The following is an 18,741-nucleotide window of genomic DNA, read 5'->3' as shown; positions in this document are numbered from 1 at the left end:
CTGGCCGTTTATTTGAATAAATCATGAAGCTTCATAAATTATAATTTAGCTAGCAGGTGCAATAGTTGATTTGTCATTCAAGATTGGCCATACTGCGGGGCGAGGAAAGCTAATTCCTTTGTTGTCACCACGTTGTTGATCCTGACCAAAATAGTACATAGGCCATCCTTTGAAAGTCAATTGTTTTTTACCAAAAACATCGATAACCGAAATATCTGCCGATTTTATGAGGGACGGTAAGGCTCCTTTGTCCATTTGATAGATGGGCCAGATATTATCATTACTGAAATCGGGTTTGGTGAATGTATTTTTATTGAATTTGTCAGGGCTAAAGGCGTAAAGTGTTCGGCCTTTATCGTCGGTTAAATACAAGGTGCTGCTCGTACCTTCCGTGTAATCTCCCAAATAGTTTTTCCCATCATGCCCGACAAGTTGTGCATTGGCAACCATCAGCACATAATCGGGCTTTGCCACATACCAGATTTTATTTACGGCATCCCCTTTTACAGGATCAGATTGGCTGTCTCCAGCATAATAATATAGTGGCCAACCTTTGTAGGTACTTTGTTTGCTACCATCAGCTCTCGTAATTTCACCTAGAAGGCTTTTATCGATCTTCATATCAGAACTAGTCTCATTGTTATGATAAATCGGCCAGGTTGATAGACAATTTCCTGTACATGCTGACATGCCTTTGGTATCATTTGAAAAGAAATAGAGCGTTTTTCCATTAGCATCTGTCAGAATGGTACCAAATTGAGCATTTGCAGCTGTTTGTATTCCTCTCTTTTTATCCTCAGGGGCTTTATCGTCATCTTTAGAACAAGACGAAAAAAGGGACAACATGAGGACGGCAATTAGGGTTGTTTTTACATTTTTTGGGTTGATTTCCATTATACTAAGTTTTAATTGTTGATACTAGCCATTACGACCATGTTCTGGAAAAGGTTGCCTGCAATGAAAAAAATGTTTTTTTTCATTGCAGGCAACCTTTCTTATTATCTCATCGTACTACATTTTATACTATATTTATCAAAAGAAAAGCAACAATATCGAGTGGCGATAAAAGAAGTTGACGAAAAATCTATCCATATTATTAAGGGATGCATAAATGAGGACCGCAGATCTCAAAAAGATCTTTATACCACATATTATGCACTGGCGCTGGGTATATGTTTACGATATGCGGATAATAAAGAAGATGCAATAGGTATTTTAAACGAGGGATTTTTTAAAGTATTTAAAAATATAATCAAATATGATTATCAGAAGCCTTTATCTACCTGGATAAAAAAAATCATGACAAACACGGCAATAGATTTCTATCGCGCGAAAATTAGACAGGGTTACTTGGTCGATATTGCTGTGGTTGAACATGCTATTGCCGATAATGATACGATAACTCAAAAATTGAATTACGAGGATTTGCTAGGGATGATACATCGGCTTCCACCGGCCTATCGTACAGTGTTTAATCTTTATGCGATTGATGGGTATGGACATGAAGAGATCAGTGATATGCTGGGGATTGCAGTTGGAACTTCAAAATCCAATTTGCATAAAGCCCGCGGACGACTTGCTGAAATGGTAAAAAGCCAAGAGGAGACAAAAGGTAAAACTGGGGAGAATACATGATGGAAAAGGACAAGAACAAGATTGATGAGATCTTTAGAAAAGGTCTCGATGAAGCCAATTTTGACTTTAATGAATCGCATTGGGAGGAGATGGAGTCTCGATTGAACAGTGATCGAAATAAGAGAAAGTCAGCATTGTATTTCCTGACAGTACTATCTATGGTAGCTGCCGCAGTTCTCGCTCTTTTTTTTATTTGGAATAAGGATGTACCGGTAGAAAGCAAAAAAATGGATAATTCTGGTCAATCTGCTGCTATAAAAAAATCTGAGCAGCAGGTAGGGGATAGGATTATTCCGCATGATTTTTCACGGATAACCCCTCAGGGAAAAACGGAAAATATAAAATCCGGGTTGAAAGAAGGTATTGATTTTAGTCTGGGGGAAAAAACTGCTGGAGAGCTGACACAAAATAATACGATAGCAGCACTCCCGGAAACAAATCATGGTATCCTACGGCGGATTGAAACGAAAACCGATTTTACAGTTCCGAAAATGAAATTTAAAGCTGGGCAACTATCCCGTTTTAATTTATCCGTAGATCCGGTTGAAACAACAGGAGATCGGTTAGCCGCGTTGTATAATCAAAAGCAAGTTGAGGAGTCCAGTGCACCAGAAAGAGAACCGTCTGTGTTAACACTTTTGGCGGGACCTGATCTAACGAGTGTAAAAGGTGCCGGTAAATCTTCCTTAAGTCAGAACGTTGGTTTGGCGTATTCCTACCCACTAATTAAAGGGTTGAGTGTTTCTGTTGGCGCTGTCTATGCCAAGAAGAATTATAAGTCAGCATACAGCTTTTATTCTCCGTCGAATCCTCCTCAATTGACACAGTTGCCTAGCCAGGTCACTGCCGTATGTGATGTGATCGATGTCCCTTTGACAGCAAATTATACGGTATTGAAAAGTAAAAAGGTAAAGTTTAATGTCAGTGCTGGTCTGTCCAGTTATTTTATGCTGAAGGAAAAATATACATTTGACTATGAAGGTGAAGCCAGTTATGGAGACAAAAAGGGTGCAGTCTATGGGGCCAAAAGCAGTTACGACGATAAAAAAAGTGTAGGCTATGAGGTTAATGGCGAAAACCAGCATATTTTTGGTGTAGCAGACTTTTCGATATCGGTTGAAAAGAAAATCAGCAACAAGATTAATATAGGCATAAAACCTTTTGTTAAGATACCTCTAACAGGAATAGGATATGGGAATGTGGACTTACAATCAAAAGGTGTCGCGTTTACACTGGGATTGAGTTTGTGATATAGTCAGTATACCGGTCAAGCATCGAGCTGATCATGTTTACAGCTGAATAATTCTGTCGGACGAAAGAAAAAGAGAGGGACAATTGATTGTTTCAATCGTCTATACTGTTATACGGATACATCATCATGCTTGATTCGGGCACAACTGTATGCAATAAAGTATGCTGTAGAAGGATAGTGGATCTTAATGAATGACAGTTGATTAATGCAGAATATTTCGTATTTTCAAGAGAACATATGATCAAATAGACTATGCATACCGGAAGAAGATACAGTCCCCAGGAATTTTTCAAATGGACTTTCCGCGATACCTTGTGGATACTTTTAATAGCTACAGTCCCTACCGCTTTATATTATTTTGGCTGGCATTTTCTTGCATTACCCTGGCAGCCCCTTGCCCTGTTGGGGACTGGCTTGGCTTTCATTGTCGGATTTAAAAATAATGCGAGTTATGGGCGTATTTGGGAAGCGAGGCAGATCTATGGCAGCGTGATCAACGACAGTCGTAATTTCGCATTTTTGGTACGCGATACGGCCGGTGGAAAGCAGAGCCCGATTGTAAAACAAGTGTTCTACCGGCACTTTGCCTGGCTTACCGCATTGCGATACCAACTTAGGGAACCACGTATTTGGGAAAATACCGGTCGTAAGAGCAATCAAGAATTTCTGCGTACACATTATCGTATTCCTGAATGGGATGGCAAGTTGGAAGAGGTGTTGGGAAGCTACCTGGAAGAAAAGGAACTCACTTATATTCTGTCCAAAAAGAATAGGGCAACCCAATTGTTGGCATTACAGTCGGAACAGGTTGCAGCCCTGAAAAAAGAGGGGCATATCAATGATTTTCAATGGTTGGAGCTGCAACAGGGGATCATCAGGCTGATCGATGATCAGGGAAAAGCCGAGCGTATCAAAAACTTTCCTTATCCGCGCAATTTCGCTTCGGTTACGACTTATCTGATGTTTGTGTTTATTTTATTATTGCCTTTTGGTTTGCTCCGGGAGTATGATAAATTGGGGGAGGGGACGTTTCTGGAAGGATATAGTATTTGGCTTAATGTTTTGTTTTCGACAATCGTAGCATGGGCATTTCACGTTTTGGATACCATAGGAGAGAGCTCCGTCAATCCATTTGAAGGTAGTGCCAATGATATACCGATTACACAAATTAGCCGAATGATCGAAATTGATATGCGTGATATGTTGGATGAGACTTCTCTACCACAACCTATTGTTGCTGAAAATAATATTTTAATGTAAACCGTTTATTCTGTCTGTCGTAGCCTCTTTGTTCTTTTTAGCTCGAAAACAGCATACGTGTAAAGGATTGAAAACAGAATGAAAAAAATATCTACTATTTTGGTAGATATTTTTGTTTTTATGATTTTAGATCTTTATATTTGTACTATCATAATTTAGGTTTATAATTGGTTATTTAAAGGTTTTCATTCTCCCCGTTTGAAAACCTTTTTTTTGCGAAAGTGTCTGTTTTCTATTGGTCAGAAAGGACCTTCAGTTGATTTTCATGGCTGTTGGTGCTTACAAGAGCATGAAGGTTTTGTTTATGTATTGTTTTAATCAATGATCAATTCATGGTCTATCTGTCGTTCAATCCTATCTAGCGAAAAAGATCGTACACTGGTTTTAATTTTCCTACACTGGTTCTAATTTTAATGTAAGATCGCTGTATTTATCATTTCTCTCATCCTTGTCGGGAGCATAGGAAAATGTATATCTTAAACTGAAAGTGTTAGAACTTTTGTTGGAAACATTATTCGTTTCAATCACTATACTAGGAGTCTGTTAGTTCATTCGCATCTTATGGATCTTGTTTGATACATAAGCGTTATACTGTATGAAGCTTGGATATTGATCTGTTTTAGCCATTTCTGGGATAATAATGGCTAATTCAGTACCCAAATCTAAAAACTGTGTCTCCAGGAGCTTAAACCTATTTTCATCAGCACGCTCTTTAGCCTTGGTCATTTCAGCGAATAGGTTTTCCAGCTTATCCAAATATTTTTCTGCTTTCTCATTGTTTAACTCGGGACGATTTGCGTTTCCTACCTGTTCTGTCGCTTGTCTATTTTGGGCATTGTCCTCTTTTTTGCCAGCCTGATTATTGTTGAAGAATGTATTTAAACCAAAAGCTAGTAGTGTAAACAGGGGTAGAACAATCAGCATGATAAGCGGTCTGCCACCGTATTTTTTAAATTTGATGTAAGCATAATATAAAAGTATGCCTCCCAATATAAGTAAACCGATTGCTAAACCTATATTTCCTAAAAATTCATAAACAGGAAGTAATATTCTTGGGATTCTATACGATGATTGCTCATTAAAATAACTGACTCCAAGAACCAAAAAAAATGCGCCAATAAATCCCATTGCAAAGGATTTAACTTTTTCTGCAATTGCCTGAACGTTGTTTGCTGTTGTCATTTTGTCGAAGGTTTAACGAGCTGAACAAATAGCATCAGCCTTTATAAACTAAAATTAATGACTACTATAAAATTAAATCTTATCTATTTACAATCCGTGATATCCCTTTTACAATTCGACTAATGGGATCTCCAGAATACCGGCTACTGCTTATTGGATCGTCAAGACTCATTAATACGAAGTATGTTACAGGGATTAGGGCTACCTTTATTTCTGCCCGCCGTAGTATTCCGCGTCGCTTACAGGCTCTAGCCAGACTGTTTCTCCTTTTTCCCGCCCAGTTATCGCAATCTGTACAAAGGCTGTATCCGCACTCGCTCCATGCCAATGAGGGACATTGATCGGACACTTCACAACTTCTCCTTTCCTTACGATCACCTTTTCCTTGCCCTTTTCCTGATAATATCCAACCCCATCCAAAGCCAATATAATTTGTCCTGCTGGGTGAGAATGCCATTTTGTTCGTGCACCAGGTTCGAAGGTTACACTTCCAACAGCATTTTGGTTGGTATTATCCGCATCGACCAGGCTGTTAAGCCAGGCTGTTCCCGTGAAATTATCATTTTCGATTTTTTTCCCTTTGGCAAAAATCAGATTTTCAGTTCTGTTCATATCAGTATTGATGGATTGTACCTTGTTTCCACATGCCGAAAGCAGGGTGGTGAATATCAGTGGAGTAATTATTTTTAAGTGTTTCATTTGTAATAGCTGTTTCATTGTTTTACTTTGTTGTCTTCAGCACCTCGTCCAGTACATTGCCAGCAACAATTGCTTCACCTTCCCCGATCTTTGACTTTATGATCGTAACGAATTGTTGCAATTGTTCGGCAGTCAGGCCGACATTCAGACATATTTTCAAATGGGATTGAAGCATGGGCTCGACGCCACCGATACTTGCGAGTACCGAAATTGTGACCAGCTCCCGTTCTGTATAACTCAAAATATCCCGTTCAAAAATATCAGCAAATAGATGTTCTTTCAGAAAAACCTCTATAATAGGGGCAAAAGCGGCATAACCAGTTTTCGTTCCCATTTCAGGGGCACCCGTTAGTTGCTGCAGTATTGTCCGCCCACGTGCATATTTACTTTCACTATTATCAATAGACGAAGCTTCGGCTCCGGGTGGATCTGTTATACCTTTTGCTTTTCGTTCGTCCAGTACAACCATGAATGTTTGTAGGCCGCGGATACTTCTTGGAAACCCAGCATAGGCATAGATATGCACAATGACCTCCTTGATCTGGTTAACCGTCAAACCGGCGTCAAGTCCTGTTTCCAGTTCTGTTTTGAGCATAACGAGATCTCCTTTTGCAGTGGATGCGGCGATGGCCACAATATGCTGTTCTTTTAAAGATAAGCTTTTCTTTGGGTTTGTTTGCGCTTTCAACATAGAGGAAAAGGATACAAATAAGATAAGTAGTATGTTGTTTAATTTATTGCTAGTCATTGTTATTCTTGATTATACAATCTGCGTTCTGGAATATTGATCTTTTTCAATTACCTGCTATCAGGGACAAGTAGCTTTGTGAATGACAAAGAGCCCAATTTCCAGACACCGTTCTGTTTCATCCGCTTTTTTATACCAGATACCGCCACTTTTGATGACATCGAGTTCCCGTTGTTTCCCCCAGGAGCCACCCATATGGACGAACATGGATTTTTCATGAAAGAGCTTATCTAATTCGGAGGTGTTTTTATCAGCCATCCATTGCCATTTTTCTTTGGATATCGCCATGATCTCCTGATCGGGAGAAGATTGCTGTGCAAAGGACAACTGTAGCCCCATGACGATGAATAGCATATTGAATATTAATTTTTTCATCTTGTTTGATTCGTTTTAAATCCCTTATTTCAGATTTTCACCAAAGAAGCTGGTCAATTTTCCTACAGCTTCTTCAACATATTCCGGTTTCCAGTAGGTTTCAATATGTGTGGCCCCTTCGATTACAAAAAGCTCCTTGTTTTTTGCATTGATTGCTTTTGGAAAAGCTTCGTCGCTCATATATTTTGTGTCAGCTTTACTTCCTGCGATCATGAGCAGCGGTTGATCGATAAGTTCGATCTGATCAGTAGCATCCCATGTCATGAGATCCATCAAACTGCTTGTTGTATAGAGAAAGGTTGAATTGGGATGAGCGTGGGTTCGGTAGTAATAGACAAATCCTTCACGATAGAGATCGGTTGGTGTTTTGGCAATTTCTTCATCCGTTACGCTGGCGAGCCCCGAAAGCTTGATCTTTCCACCGGCAGCTTCTTGCGCGCGGGCATCCGAAGCTTGTTTTAGGCGCTCTTGAATGGTATTTATCTGGGAATTCTGAAAACCATTACGTCTTACCTCACCAGAATTGAACATACTCAGGGTAGCTATGGCTTTTAGACGCTTGTCCGATTGTGCTGCTTTAAGTGTATAACCACCACCACCGCAAATTCCCAACGCACCTACTTTGTTTGCATCTACGCCAGCATACAAACTTATAAAGTCTGCCATTCCACGGATATCTTCGGTACGGAATTGGGGTCTGTCTGTATGACGTGGAGTGCCACCACTTGCACCCTGATAAGCTGCATCGGCAGCAATGGTAATGTACCCCGCTTCTGCCAAACGCTGTGCATATAGGCCCGCGGTTTGCTCCTTGATACCACCGTTAGGATGGGCGACAACAACCGCCGGATATTTCTTTGAACTATCGTAATCCGCAGGAGTATATACGTTGGCAGCGATATCGATTCCATTCAATTTGTAGCTGACGGGATGGATATTTACTTCACCCTTTATATTTTCCTTGATGGCATCCCCATAGACAAGACCAAAGGGGTTTTTGGACTTGTTCTGGGCTTCTGTGATCATGCCCGTTGCCATAAACATGGCTACTATAATATATTTTATCTGTTCCATTTGATGTGATTTTAAAGTTATTTCCTGTTATTTAATTTTTACAAACCAATCTATCGTTAGTGCCTTCATCGCTGCTTTCAGTGTTTATGCAAAGTTCAGCATGTTGGCTTGCTTTTTGGGTATACGGATTACAGGTATTACTACCAATATTACTTATCCAAACTTTTAGTTTTTAATTGTTTATCCTGATACAATGTGCTCACAATACAAATCTCAGGTTTACAGCAGCGGAATATGGTATATGGATTACTTATATTGATACCATTATTACTGATGATAGCCTGTTTAATAAAATACTGGATTTCAGTTTTGTAATTTTGAATAAATAAGAAATTGCCATGGAAGAGATTATCAATTTTAAAACAATCAAAGAATACAACAATTTCAATAATAATGAAACGTTGCATCCCTTGATTAGCATTGTTGATTTGAGCAAAGCGGATCCAAGAAAGTTGTCGAAGCTTAGGTATGAATTTTATACCATATTCTTTAAAGAAGTGAAATGTGGAGACTTGAGATATGGACTGAAGAATTACGATTACGAGGAAGGTACTTTGATATTTCTCGCACCGGGACAGGTGATCGGGGAGAATGGAAATGAATATTATCAACCCCAGGGTACAGCTTTGGTTTTCCATCCGGAGCTTTTATATGGGACTTCGCTCGCCAAGGACATTAGCAATTATTCTTATTTTGCCTATTCCGCCAGTGAAGCGCTACATTTATCAGAGCAGGAAAGGAAGACCATCATTGACTGTCTGGAGAAAATCAAACTTGAATTAAAACATAACATCGACAAGCATACCAAGAAGCTGATCGTTTCCAATATTGAGCTCTTCCTCGATTATTGTCAGCGTTTTTATGATAGACAGTTTATCACCCGCGACAATGTAAATAAAGGAATATTAGAAAAATTTGAGACGCTTTTAGACGACTATTTTAATTCTGAAAAACCTCAGGAGAATGGCTTTCCGACAGTATCTTAATGTGCTGAACAGTTGTATCTTTCTCCGAACTATTTTGGCGATCTTATCAAGAAGGAAACTGGCAAATCACCACAGGAATTTATTCAATTCAAATTGATCGAACTTGCAAAACAGAAAATATTTGATACTGAAAAAAGTATTGGTGAGATAGCGTTTGAACTCGGATTCAAATACCCACAACATTTTAATAGGTTTTTCAAAAAGACAATCGGAAAAACTCCGGGGGAATACAGAACTGCAAATTTAAATTAAGGTCGACCAATTCGTGGTGATATCTATCTAAAGATTTTTGAAGGGATATTTCAACGAAACCGGTTAATATGATGTTATTTTTCAATAGAAGGAGTAGCTCAGATCGAGGATGCGATCTTCAAAATAATGAGCCATTTTAGCTGTTTCAGATTTTCGTTGTATTGTCGTTAGAAAGCCTTTTTTATTATACGTCATAATCAACTCGCTGACTTTTTGCCCATTCCAGCTATTTTCCATCAATACCAGATTTTTGTTTTTGTCATAGGTATATTTTTCATTTCTAGGCTCAATACTGGCATTTGTTTCATTTATTGCCAATAGAAGTCCATCTTTAAAATCATATTGTTCGGAGGGTATGGTCTTGGCAGCACAACCAGCATGGAGAAATTGAACAATAGGTTGATTATTTAGATAATAATACGTTATCTTTTGGTGACAGGTATCTTGACTACCCCCATTTTTTACAAAATCGAAGAATTCTGTACGTTCCTCTGCCTCAAATTTATTCTCTGTAAAATAACGATATCGCCAGGAAGAAAACTTATTTTCATTGATCATGTTGTTTAATAGATTTTCATCCGGCCAAGATCCTTTGAGAATGATTTGATCTAAACCGGGAACAGGTTCGCCCATCCAATCATTATTTTGTGTTCTATTGGGCATTTGAGCGTTCAAGGAAAAGATACTGATATTGTCAATTCGATTTTTTTCGTCATACCCATACAGCTTTATTTTTACGGTGCCATTATGATAATCAATTCTCGCTTCTCTAGCGACAAGACCATTGGTATTATAGTGATATGCTGTATAAAAAACAGTATCTATTTTTTCTTTATTGAATCGGGTCATACTTATGCTCGCCAAAAGACCATTGGAATCAAATGCATAGTGATTGGCAATTCCATTTTCCTGACTTTTGAGGGTTGCATTTTTTACCCTATTTTCCTTCATAAAAGTTGGGTTAAACGGGAATATTGTCTTTGTGAAATAACCTTCGATCTCAAACGGAGTAACCAGATAGAAAGATGGTACTTGAGCGCTTCCGGTCATTGGAGCAAGGGATACTAAGATACCGATGAAACGGGAAAAAAGACTGTAATTCAGGTTTATCATATTTTAAAAATTATACTGGATCGTAACAGAATTTACAGTGTGGTTTCATAAAAAACAACAATATCATTACCAAGCGTGGATATTTTGAGTGTATTGTTATTTCCATTGTTCCAGGTTATTACAACTGACTGTAGGATTTTGTCTTCAATTTCTTCTCCTTTCTGATAGAAGACCTCCCATTTATATTCGTTGCCTTCGCTATCTTTAAAACTAGATGTCCCTTCACGCAGTACTGTATTTAATTTAAAAACCGATTTAAAACTTCCGATATGTTGTATCAGGTTATAAACTGCGAATATATTGGTATTTGGTATCTGCACAGTCTCCGAGGAATTTACGTCATAACCTGAGGTCACCGTTAGAAGTATTCCGTTTTGAAATATTTGCCTTGAAATGTAATTGTCATGTTCACTTTCGCTCAAGGATTCAGCTATTTTGCCACTTTCCCATTTATTGCCGAAGGGTTGAGCGAATTGTTTCAACCAATCAGAAAGCTTATCCGTATTCTCCTTCGGTGGCTGTATGGTTGCCAAATTATCTTTTATAACATACCCCTTGACATTATTATGTGTTACTTTCATCCAATAAGTTCTTGCTCCATTTACGACCACTGAATTGTCTAGCATGGTCAGCTTATCTACATCTGAATTATTGAAGGTCACTTTAGAACCATAGGTGACGATCGTTAGGACATTTGCTTGTTCGCTGGGACTTTCATAAAGTTTCACTCCCTCAGACAGTGTCGCATAATAGGTTTTGGGTACTTGCTGTGCAAATGCATTTAAGCTAAAAACAAATGCTAAAAAACTGAAAATCCAAGTTTTTTTATGAATGAATGTTTTGAGGCTTGCCATAGAGATAATTTATTTTATGAATCAATCTGATCACTTCATCACAATTGAAGCCGACGAAGGCAGCATGAATGCCTTAAAGGGAAAATTGACGAATGAACAAACAAATTTATACAGATGAAATATAGCTATAATTGTAATTTTATTCTAAAGAATTTTATTTTAAATTACAATGAATGGGCGGGGTGCTTTTTTTACCCTTCAAAATTTACAGGTATGATTAGAAAAATTGAAACGAGCGATTATCAAAATCTGATCCAAATATGGGAGAGTGCTGTGTTGAACACACATGATTTTCTGAAAGAGGAGGATTTTAATTATTATAAGGCGCAAATTCCAACCTATTTTGAGCATGTTGTGCTGTTGGGCTATGAGGAAAATGGCGTATTAGTTGCGTTTATGGGAATTGCTGGAGAGAACCTGGAAATGTTATTTATTCACAATGATTTTCGTGGTAGAGGAATTGGTAAACAACTGATTTATCATGCAATAAAACATCTGGAGGTGGCTAAAGTAGATGTAAATGAGCAAAATATCCAAGCCGTGGATTTCTACAAGCATATCGGATTTAAAGTTCTTGAAAGGTCCGCATTGGACGGACAGGGTAAAGAATACCCTATCCTACACATGGGGTTAGAAGCTAAAAGCTACTAAACTGTAGTGCTATTATTTTATTTGCGAATGTTAAAGATTAAACCAGCTTCAACTCCGAAGATATGTGTCCTATCATGATAGTTCTCAGACTGGAATGGAATCAGTGAATACATTTTATAATGAGGTGAGAGTGAAACTGTCAAAACAACCAATAATGACCTGGAAGGTAAGCTTTTTAACATAGTTAACTTTTTGTTGTATTTTTTTGTGTTAAATGTCGGATAAAATGGTAGGCTTAGCCACTTCCCAGACCTCTAAATGGTAGGGAGTTAATCTTGTTAAATAAACATCTGTTTATTTAAATATTGAATATATAGAGAAATATTAAGATTACGTAATTGCCACAAATAATTTTCAATCAACAGCTTCAACTTTATTGCAGGGGCTATTGACGGGGTGTATCTATCTGTTACTTCATGTTGTAGCGAATCAATGGAAACTGGCGTTTGATATTATGCTAATCAAATAGATGTATTATGAAACCATCATGATTTATTCAAACCGAGTGAAGCGAGCTCATGAATGCCGCATAAAGCATACACTCTATGAATAAATCTGATAGCTTCATTACAACTAAAAACAAATTTATACAGATGAAAAAATATCTAAAATTATTCCTCCTATCCCTAGTTTTTATTACTGTTGGAGCTTGTAAAAGCAATGACGATAACGTATACTGTGCCGAGATTTATATTCCAATGGTAAGCAACATTAATTACCTAAATGAAAATGGAAAGGATTTAATTTTTAGTGACAACCCGCTTTATCCTGCCGAAGGAATTAAAATATATAAAATAGCGCCAAACGACCAACATATTTCCCTTTCTTTTACAATAAACAGAAGGCAAAAGTTTATTGCCGTTAATTTAGAAAAAATGGAAAATGGAACGTTCTATATACAACTCAAACCCGGTGTAATAGACAGAATAAACTATACAGCTAAAATTGATGAAGCTGATCCATGCAGAGATTATAAACTAACGGATTTGAAGCAAAATGATAAATCAGGTCAATATGATAAAAAAACGCAGGTTTGGACTTTAAAAAAATAGGATCAAAAAACGCAGGTGACCAAAATCAGTGCTGTGATCTTTAATGCTCGATTTTTTTGGAGGAATTTTTATTGACTTCAAAGTGAAGAATAACAAATGTAGCAAGTTTCGGATTTTATCTTTTTATCTATCCAGATAGATTTGTATTAACTAATACATCAATCGATATGCAGATTTTTAAAGATAAGGTCATCCTGATCACGGGAGCCAACAGAGGGATAGGTAGGGCGCTTGTAGACGCGCTGCTAAACAATGGGGCAGGAAAGATATATGCTACCTGTAGGAATTTGAGCACAATGCCGTTATTTGATGATAGCCGTGTCGTACCATTGTCCTTGGATATAACAGATGATCAGCAGATCGCAACGATTGCAGCTGCCACTCAGGATACTGAAATCCTTATCAATAATGCGGGCGTTTTAAGTGCAGGAAATATTTTGGATGGCGACCTGTCGGGAATGGATAACGATATGAAGGTGAATTATTTTGGAACAATAAAGATGATGCGTGCGTTTGCACCTATTCTGAGAAAAAATAAGCCATCAAAAATGATCAACATTGTTTCGATTGCAGCTTATTCACCCTTACCATCTATTGCGGGATATGCTGCTTCAAAAGCAGCCCTCTTTTCAGCAACACAGTCTGTCAGAATCGAATTGGCGAGAGAGGAGATTGCTGTTTTTGCGGTCAATCCCGGAGCAATTGATACGGATATGAACAAAGGGAGTGATTGGGATATGCCGGATCCGGATAGCACAGCCTTAAAAATATTGGAATATGTATCTAAGGGTAAACTTGATATTGTGCCTGATGAGATGGGGCAAGGGATGTACAATACCTGGCGAGAAGATCCTTCAAAGCTAGCAAAGATCTTTTCAGATCTTTATTATGTTGAAAATACGAACTAGAGACATAAAGCACGATCTATACATGAGCCTGGTTTTTAACGCGTCGAACTCGACGCGTTAAAAACCAGGCTCATGATCTTAAATAATCGAACTAGCATCGACAATCGACAGGCTGTTATTGTAATATCTGTTTAAACAGACCATCATTGTATTCGATTGTTTCATCGTCAGTATCCAAACTGGTACACGAATCCCTTGTTTAATTCACTATAAAATACTATCTTTTCTAAGTTTAAAACTTAGAAACAAGGAATAGTAATGTCATTAATAGATTTATCAAAACGTGTAGCGCTAGGCATAGATATCGGAGGTACCAATACGAAATTTGGGGTAGTCAATCATCGGGGTGAGGTACTTGAAAAAGGAAGTATAAGAACGAATGATTATGAACATGTTGAAGCGTTTATAGACGCTTTGTATGAGAAAGCCCATCCTTTTATCGAAATGTTTGGTGGTGAAGAGAACTTTGATGGAATTGGAGTTGGTGCTCCCGATGCGAATTATTATACTGGGACAATAGACCATGCCCCTAATCTTCCCTGGAAAGGCGTGATTCGATTTAGTGATTTAATGACTGCCAAATTCAATATTCCCTGTACAATCACCAACGATGCAAATGCCGCAGCCTATGGTGAAATGCTTTTTGGTGCAGCAAGAGGAATGAAGGATTTTATTATGATCACTTTAGGAACAGGTGTTGGAAGCGGCATTGTTGCTGGCGGGAAGCTTATTTATGGACATGATGGATTTGCAGGAGAACTGGGGCATACGATCGTCAAACCTGGAGGAAGAAAGCATTGGAGCACGGGTTCTGAAGGAAGTCTGGAAGCCTATGCGTCTGCAACGGGAATCACAATTACTGCGAAAAAAATGAGAGCTGAATTTCCGGAGTCAATGCTGAATCAATATCCCGAAGACGCCATCAACTCCAAAACTGTTCATAAATGTGCGGAAAAAGGTGACCCCATTGCCATTGAAGTCTTTAGGTATACTGGTCAGAAACTGGGGGAAGCATTGGCAAATTTTGTGATGTTCTCCTCTCCAGAAGCTATTTTGCTGTTTGGTGGGGTAATAAAAGCTGGTGATTTTATTTTAAAACCTGCAAAGTTGCACATGGAAAGAAATCTTTTTCCTTTATTTAGAAATAAGGTGAAACTGGTTTTCAGTGAACTGGAGGAAGCAGATGCAGCCATTCTAGGAGCCAGTGCTTTGGTTTGGGAAAAGTAATTATAATAATGCATATTTAATTTGTGGAGAGGGGGCAGCGTTTTTACTATTAAAGGGCATAGTATTTGCTTAACTTATTCTTTAAAAAATTGAAAAGTTTCTATACAATTAAAAGACAAATTTAAATAGATGAAAAAGACCATTTTATTTTTTGTATTGCTCTGCACTGCTTTTTTTTCAAAAGCAGATCAACTTTCGGCACTAACACAGGCGCAGGCCGAGAAAGCTGTTGGATATCTCAAGAAGGAAGCAGTTGTTGTTTTGTGGTGCAGCTGTTGTGATAATGAAACACCGAAAAAAGTTACCGTTAACGAGGTGTTTTTTAAAAAAGATAGCGATGGAAAATATTATTCTGTCATATTAAAAGGTAGAGATGAAAGTGGAAAGGAAGTTGAAGAATATTTAGACCTAGCTTACGTGTTTGTAAAAAAAGGTAAAAAAGCAAAGAGCCTGGGTAAGGTATTAAAATTTGAGTGCGACCCCTGTACAAAACCTTTCGACTGGTCAGCTTAAGTTATAACAACAATTTTGAATCTGTGGAGCTAACACGCACAGCGATTGAAAAAAATCAGCATGGAAGATTCCATGCTGATTTTTTTTGAAAGATACTGAACACCAATTTGAGGTATTACCTTCCGGATATCATCCCACCTAATACCTATCTGTAATCTATTCTGTTTGCCTCAGTATCTTCAAGCTGCCTTAAAATAGATTGAGGAATTTCATCGCTGTCAATGGGGAAGCTGATCGAATCGGAGATAAAGGTCTTTCTTTCTGCTTTTTGAAATATCTCAAATAGCGCAATCGGTTCCTGATTAAAGCTGATACAGGTACTTATAAAATGCAATTCAAAGAGCTTATATTCTGGGTTTTTAAGCTTTTCATTGATGTCTTTTATTCTTGAAATAAAATGCCGCTGACGAATAAATGTATTGCTGTTCATTATGATAAAGACAAAGTCTGAATATGCTGTTACCTTCCCAAAATATTTGTGATGATCACCACCACTTCGTTCAATAAAATATTCATCAGAAGTTTCAGACTTGTAGATCTCCATCGCGGAACGCCATATCCGATCCTCTTTAGCCTGTAGAATATTGTCTGGAAGATTCCTGTTATAGGAATACCAGCATCCCACCAACCGATCCAAAAGCAATGTGTTCTGCTTTGCATTGTTCATATTAATCCGTAGATCATTAAAATTAAATGCTTCCGTATTTGAATTAATAAAATCAATATAATTTGCATAGCCTAAAACTCTGACGATTAAGCTCAGTTTTGCTAAATTAGGTTTGCTTAGAATGGTGGTCTTATTCTGGTAATACTTCTTTAGTTTGTTGATTATCAGGTGCTCATAAAGATAGTTGGAACCCAGTATTTCAGGTTCTTTGGTGATGCTTTTTTCTGTATTGTCCTTGATAATTAATTCATTAAGCTCTGCAACGATGTAAGACCATTCGGTTTTTGTGACATCTTCCCAATGATTTTTCTTCAAAAAATGCATGCTCAGAAAATTCATTAATTTCTCAAGATGCAGGATATCTTCTTTTTTCATCCGTCTTTGTATAAGACTAATTTAAGATTTATTTACAACATAAAGAGACTGTTGTAGGACTTTTATATTTTCTAATCAAAGCATATTTGAATAAGAAATAGAACTTAAAATTTAAAACAATGGAAACAAACACCATACTACAGAACGATTCTCTCTGGAGCAGGCTTCAGAAGTTTTCGTTAGACAGTCCAGATGTTGATCTTCCTTTTTCAAAGAAACTGGCCAAAGAAGAAAACTGGACTTTGGACTTTACAAAAAAAGCGATAGAAGAGTATAAGAAGTTTGTCTATCTCTGCTGTATTTTGCCGGACGGTGCTTCACCAAGTGAAACCGTAGATAAAGTCTGGCATATGCATCTTATGTATACTCAAAACTATTGGGAGGAATTCTGTCCGGAGATTTTGAAAAGAAAGTTACATCATCACCCATCAAAAGGTGGCGTCACAGAAAAAAGTAGGCACAAAAAATGGTTCGGAGATACGTTGGCCAGCTATAGAGAAATTTTTAATCAAGATGCACCCCAAGATATTTGGAATAATAATCTGAAACCTTCGGGACTGAGTTGGTTTAAAAGATTAAAGCTGGTTCCCTTTTTTGCGCTGCTGTTGATGATGACGTCTTGCCTAGGAGAAGTGATTAATACGTTGGCAGCCATGATTGTGTTGGTGATTAGTATCTTCTTCTTGCTAGGTTTTTTCTCCTGGATTTTTGGTGGTACTATCACGAAAAATCCAAAAAATGGTAACAATACTAATTCTGATGGCGGAAGTTGTGCTACTACAGGGGGAAGCTGTAGCGGAGGTGGAAGTTGTGGTGGTGGCTGCGGTGGCTGTGGCGGTTGCGGGGGCTGTGGAGGTTAAGACCTGAATTTATACCGCTGAAGGCAACCTGAGCCAAGTGAGCTGAACGATTGAGCCCATGAATAATACCTTATCTAAAAATAATTGATGAACAAATAATTCAGACAGATGAAAAGAATACTATTTCACTCGGCCACAATTGTAATAAGTATGATCTGGCTTGTAATAAACCATCAAACTTACAATCCATTTTCTTTGAAAGGACCTGAATTTTTAAAGTTTTATTTGATCCTTTTATCCGGATTTTACCTTTCAGTTTTTAGTCTTAACTATTTACGGCAGACTGGTTCGAACACAACATTTTACTTTATGATGGTCATTCTTGTTTCAGGAATGATAAAAATAGCAATTGGCCTTTTTTTAGGAAAACCAGTTGGTTATCTTATCATCCTATTAATAATACAGTTTGTCGCTATACGCCTATGTGGTTTTATTGGTGGAACAACTCAGAGAGAGGTCTGATGATATTTTAACTCCCGAACCAAGTGCAAATAACTATTAATCCATTCCCCACAAACGATGTATTTGCAGGAAATAGAGTAATAGACCGTATATGTTTAGCTGTATTGTTTGAAGGGATTCCTTATGCTCCCATTTTTTTATTGCCTTCAAAGTGGATCATCCATGCAATGCCGAATTTATCCTGAAAGGACGCAAATAATTCGGCGAAAAACTGCTCGCCCAAAGGCATTTCCATAGTTTGGGCGCCTGCCGAAAGTTTATCATAAAGTTCTGTTGCCTCTGTTGCAGATTGAGCGTCCAACATCAAATAACTGCCTGTTCCAAAGGTCGCTTTCTGTCCGAAACTCTCCAAACAATCTGAGCCCATTAGCATAACCGAATCGTTAATATTGAGTGCAGTATGCATAATTTTATCCTTATCAGCTTCTGCAATAGGATGTTCGGGATCCGCAGGCATGTCGCCGAAACGATGAACGCCCATTAGTGGAGTATTAAATACTGTTTTGTAAAAGTCAAATGCTTCTTCGCAATTGCCATTGAAATTTAAGTACGCGTGTAATAATGCCATGATAATATTATTTTAGTTGAATACCTCA

General features: G+C 37.9%; 21 protein-coding genes. 11 read left to right on the top strand and 10 right to left on the bottom strand.

From position 1 onward, the window contains the following. Positions 1-45: 45 nt before the first annotated feature. Complete coding sequence (locus ABFX33_RS07255) at positions 46-894, bottom strand: hypothetical protein (protein ID WP_257088149.1); 849 nt, start codon at positions 892-894, stop codon at positions 46-48. Positions 895-957: 63 nt separating this feature from the next. On the opposite strand from ABFX33_RS07255, the gene ABFX33_RS07250 reads away from it, so the two are divergent. The 3 genes from ABFX33_RS07250 (at position 958) to ABFX33_RS07240 (ending at position 4,147) form a co-directional block, all read left to right on the top strand. Then, complete coding sequence (locus ABFX33_RS07250; RefSeq protein ID WP_346085205.1) at positions 958-1,635, top strand: RNA polymerase sigma factor; 678 nt, start codon at positions 958-960, stop codon at positions 1,633-1,635. Beyond that, on the top strand, positions 1,632-2,885 hold the full coding sequence (locus ABFX33_RS07245; RefSeq protein WP_346085203.1) for an outer membrane beta-barrel protein: 1,254 nt from the start codon (positions 1,632-1,634) through the stop codon (positions 2,883-2,885). The genes ABFX33_RS07250 and ABFX33_RS07245 overlap by 4 nt, the downstream gene beginning before the upstream one ends. Positions 2,886-3,139: 254 nt before the next feature. After that, complete coding sequence (locus ABFX33_RS07240; RefSeq protein WP_346085202.1) at positions 3,140-4,147, top strand: bestrophin family protein; 1,008 nt, start codon at positions 3,140-3,142, stop codon at positions 4,145-4,147. A gap of 543 nt (positions 4,148-4,690) precedes the next feature. On the opposite strand, the gene ABFX33_RS07235 is transcribed toward ABFX33_RS07240, so the two are convergent. The 5 genes from ABFX33_RS07235 to ABFX33_RS07215 form a co-directional block, all read right to left on the bottom strand. Continuing rightward, positions 4,691-5,329, bottom strand: coding sequence for a hypothetical protein (locus tag ABFX33_RS07235; protein WP_346085200.1), 639 nt, complete (start codon positions 5,327-5,329; stop codon positions 4,691-4,693). Between the two features lie 207 nt (positions 5,330-5,536). Continuing rightward, entirely contained in the window at positions 5,537-6,046 is a 510-nt protein-coding gene (locus tag ABFX33_RS07230) for a cupin domain-containing protein (protein ID WP_346085199.1), read from the bottom strand. A gap of 4 nt (positions 6,047-6,050) precedes the next feature. Further along, positions 6,051-6,776: a carboxymuconolactone decarboxylase family protein gene (locus ABFX33_RS07225; RefSeq protein WP_346085198.1), complete on the bottom strand. Its 726-nt coding sequence runs from the start codon at positions 6,774-6,776 to the stop codon at positions 6,051-6,053. Positions 6,777-6,836: 60 nt separating this feature from the next. Further along, positions 6,837-7,151 (bottom strand): nuclear transport factor 2 family protein, encoded by a 315-nt coding sequence (locus ABFX33_RS07220; RefSeq protein WP_346085197.1) that lies wholly within the window; start codon positions 7,149-7,151, stop codon positions 6,837-6,839. Between the two features lie 24 nt (positions 7,152-7,175). Then, positions 7,176-8,225 carry an alpha/beta hydrolase gene (locus tag ABFX33_RS07215; protein ID WP_257088163.1) on the bottom strand — a complete coding sequence of 350 codons (1,050 nt, stop codon included), beginning with the start codon at positions 8,223-8,225 and terminating at the stop codon, positions 7,176-7,178. Between the two features lie 338 nt (positions 8,226-8,563). On the opposite strand from ABFX33_RS07215, the gene ABFX33_RS07210 reads away from it, so the two are divergent. Both ABFX33_RS07210 and ABFX33_RS07205 read left to right on the top strand, forming a co-directional pair. Then, positions 8,564-9,211: an AraC family transcriptional regulator gene (locus tag ABFX33_RS07210; protein WP_306429220.1), complete on the top strand. Its 648-nt coding sequence runs from the start codon at positions 8,564-8,566 to the stop codon at positions 9,209-9,211. A 12-nt stretch (positions 9,212-9,223) separates the two neighbouring features. Beyond that, on the top strand, positions 9,224-9,463 hold the full coding sequence (locus tag ABFX33_RS07205) for a helix-turn-helix domain-containing protein (protein ID WP_346085196.1): 240 nt from the start codon (positions 9,224-9,226) through the stop codon (positions 9,461-9,463). A gap of 81 nt (positions 9,464-9,544) precedes the next feature. Here ABFX33_RS07205 and ABFX33_RS07200 read toward each other — a convergent pair whose 3' ends face one another. Further along, a complete protein-coding gene (locus ABFX33_RS07200) occupies positions 9,545-10,576 on the bottom strand; it encodes a hypothetical protein (RefSeq protein WP_346085194.1) in 1,032 nt (343 codons plus the stop codon). 32 nt (positions 10,577-10,608) lie between these two features. Then, entirely contained in the window at positions 10,609-11,430 is an 822-nt protein-coding gene (locus ABFX33_RS07195; RefSeq protein WP_346085192.1) for an SH3 domain-containing protein, read from the bottom strand. Between the two features lie 213 nt (positions 11,431-11,643). Here ABFX33_RS07195 and ABFX33_RS07190 point away from each other — a divergent pair, with 213 nt between their 5' ends. The 5 genes from ABFX33_RS07190 (at position 11,644) to ABFX33_RS07170 (ending at position 15,781) form a co-directional block, all read left to right on the top strand. Further along, the gene (locus tag ABFX33_RS07190; protein WP_257088167.1) at positions 11,644-12,081 is read left to right on the top strand and encodes a GNAT family N-acetyltransferase; all 438 of its coding nucleotides are present in this window, start codon (positions 11,644-11,646) and stop codon (positions 12,079-12,081) included. A gap of 593 nt (positions 12,082-12,674) precedes the next feature. Then, positions 12,675-13,133, top strand: coding sequence for a hypothetical protein (locus tag ABFX33_RS07185; protein WP_346085189.1), 459 nt, complete (start codon positions 12,675-12,677; stop codon positions 13,131-13,133). A gap of 167 nt (positions 13,134-13,300) precedes the next feature. After that, positions 13,301-14,041 carry an SDR family oxidoreductase gene (locus ABFX33_RS07180; RefSeq protein ID WP_346085187.1) on the top strand — a complete coding sequence of 247 codons (741 nt, stop codon included), beginning with the start codon at positions 13,301-13,303 and terminating at the stop codon, positions 14,039-14,041. A gap of 258 nt (positions 14,042-14,299) precedes the next feature. Beyond that, a complete protein-coding gene (locus ABFX33_RS07175) occupies positions 14,300-15,268 on the top strand; it encodes an ROK family protein (protein ID WP_346085185.1) in 969 nt (322 codons plus the stop codon). A gap of 129 nt (positions 15,269-15,397) precedes the next feature. Then, positions 15,398-15,781 carry a hypothetical protein gene (locus ABFX33_RS07170; protein ID WP_120258922.1) on the top strand — a complete coding sequence of 128 codons (384 nt, stop codon included), beginning with the start codon at positions 15,398-15,400 and terminating at the stop codon, positions 15,779-15,781. A 145-nt stretch (positions 15,782-15,926) separates the two neighbouring features. Here ABFX33_RS07170 and ABFX33_RS07165 read toward each other — a convergent pair whose 3' ends face one another. Continuing rightward, positions 15,927-16,823, bottom strand: a complete 897-nt coding sequence (locus ABFX33_RS07165; protein ID WP_346085183.1) for a hypothetical protein — start codon at positions 16,821-16,823, stop codon at positions 15,927-15,929. A 119-nt stretch (positions 16,824-16,942) separates the two neighbouring features. Between ABFX33_RS07165 and ABFX33_RS07160 the strand changes: the two genes are divergently transcribed. After that, on the top strand, positions 16,943-17,683 hold the full coding sequence (locus ABFX33_RS07160) for a glycine-rich domain-containing protein (protein ID WP_346085181.1): 741 nt from the start codon (positions 16,943-16,945) through the stop codon (positions 17,681-17,683). A 583-nt stretch (positions 17,684-18,266) separates the two neighbouring features. Here ABFX33_RS07160 and ABFX33_RS07155 read toward each other — a convergent pair. Then, positions 18,267-18,713: a VOC family protein gene (locus ABFX33_RS07155; protein ID WP_346085179.1), complete on the bottom strand. Its 447-nt coding sequence runs from the start codon at positions 18,711-18,713 to the stop codon at positions 18,267-18,269. Positions 18,714-18,741: the final 28 nt, after the last annotated feature.

The organism is Sphingobacterium ginsenosidimutans (assembly GCF_039536865.1).
GTDB lineage: Bacteria > Bacteroidota > Bacteroidia > Sphingobacteriales > Sphingobacteriaceae > Sphingobacterium > Sphingobacterium detergens.
The sequence above is the reverse complement of the archived record's forward strand: the minus strand, read 5'-3'. Positions and strand labels throughout refer to the sequence as shown.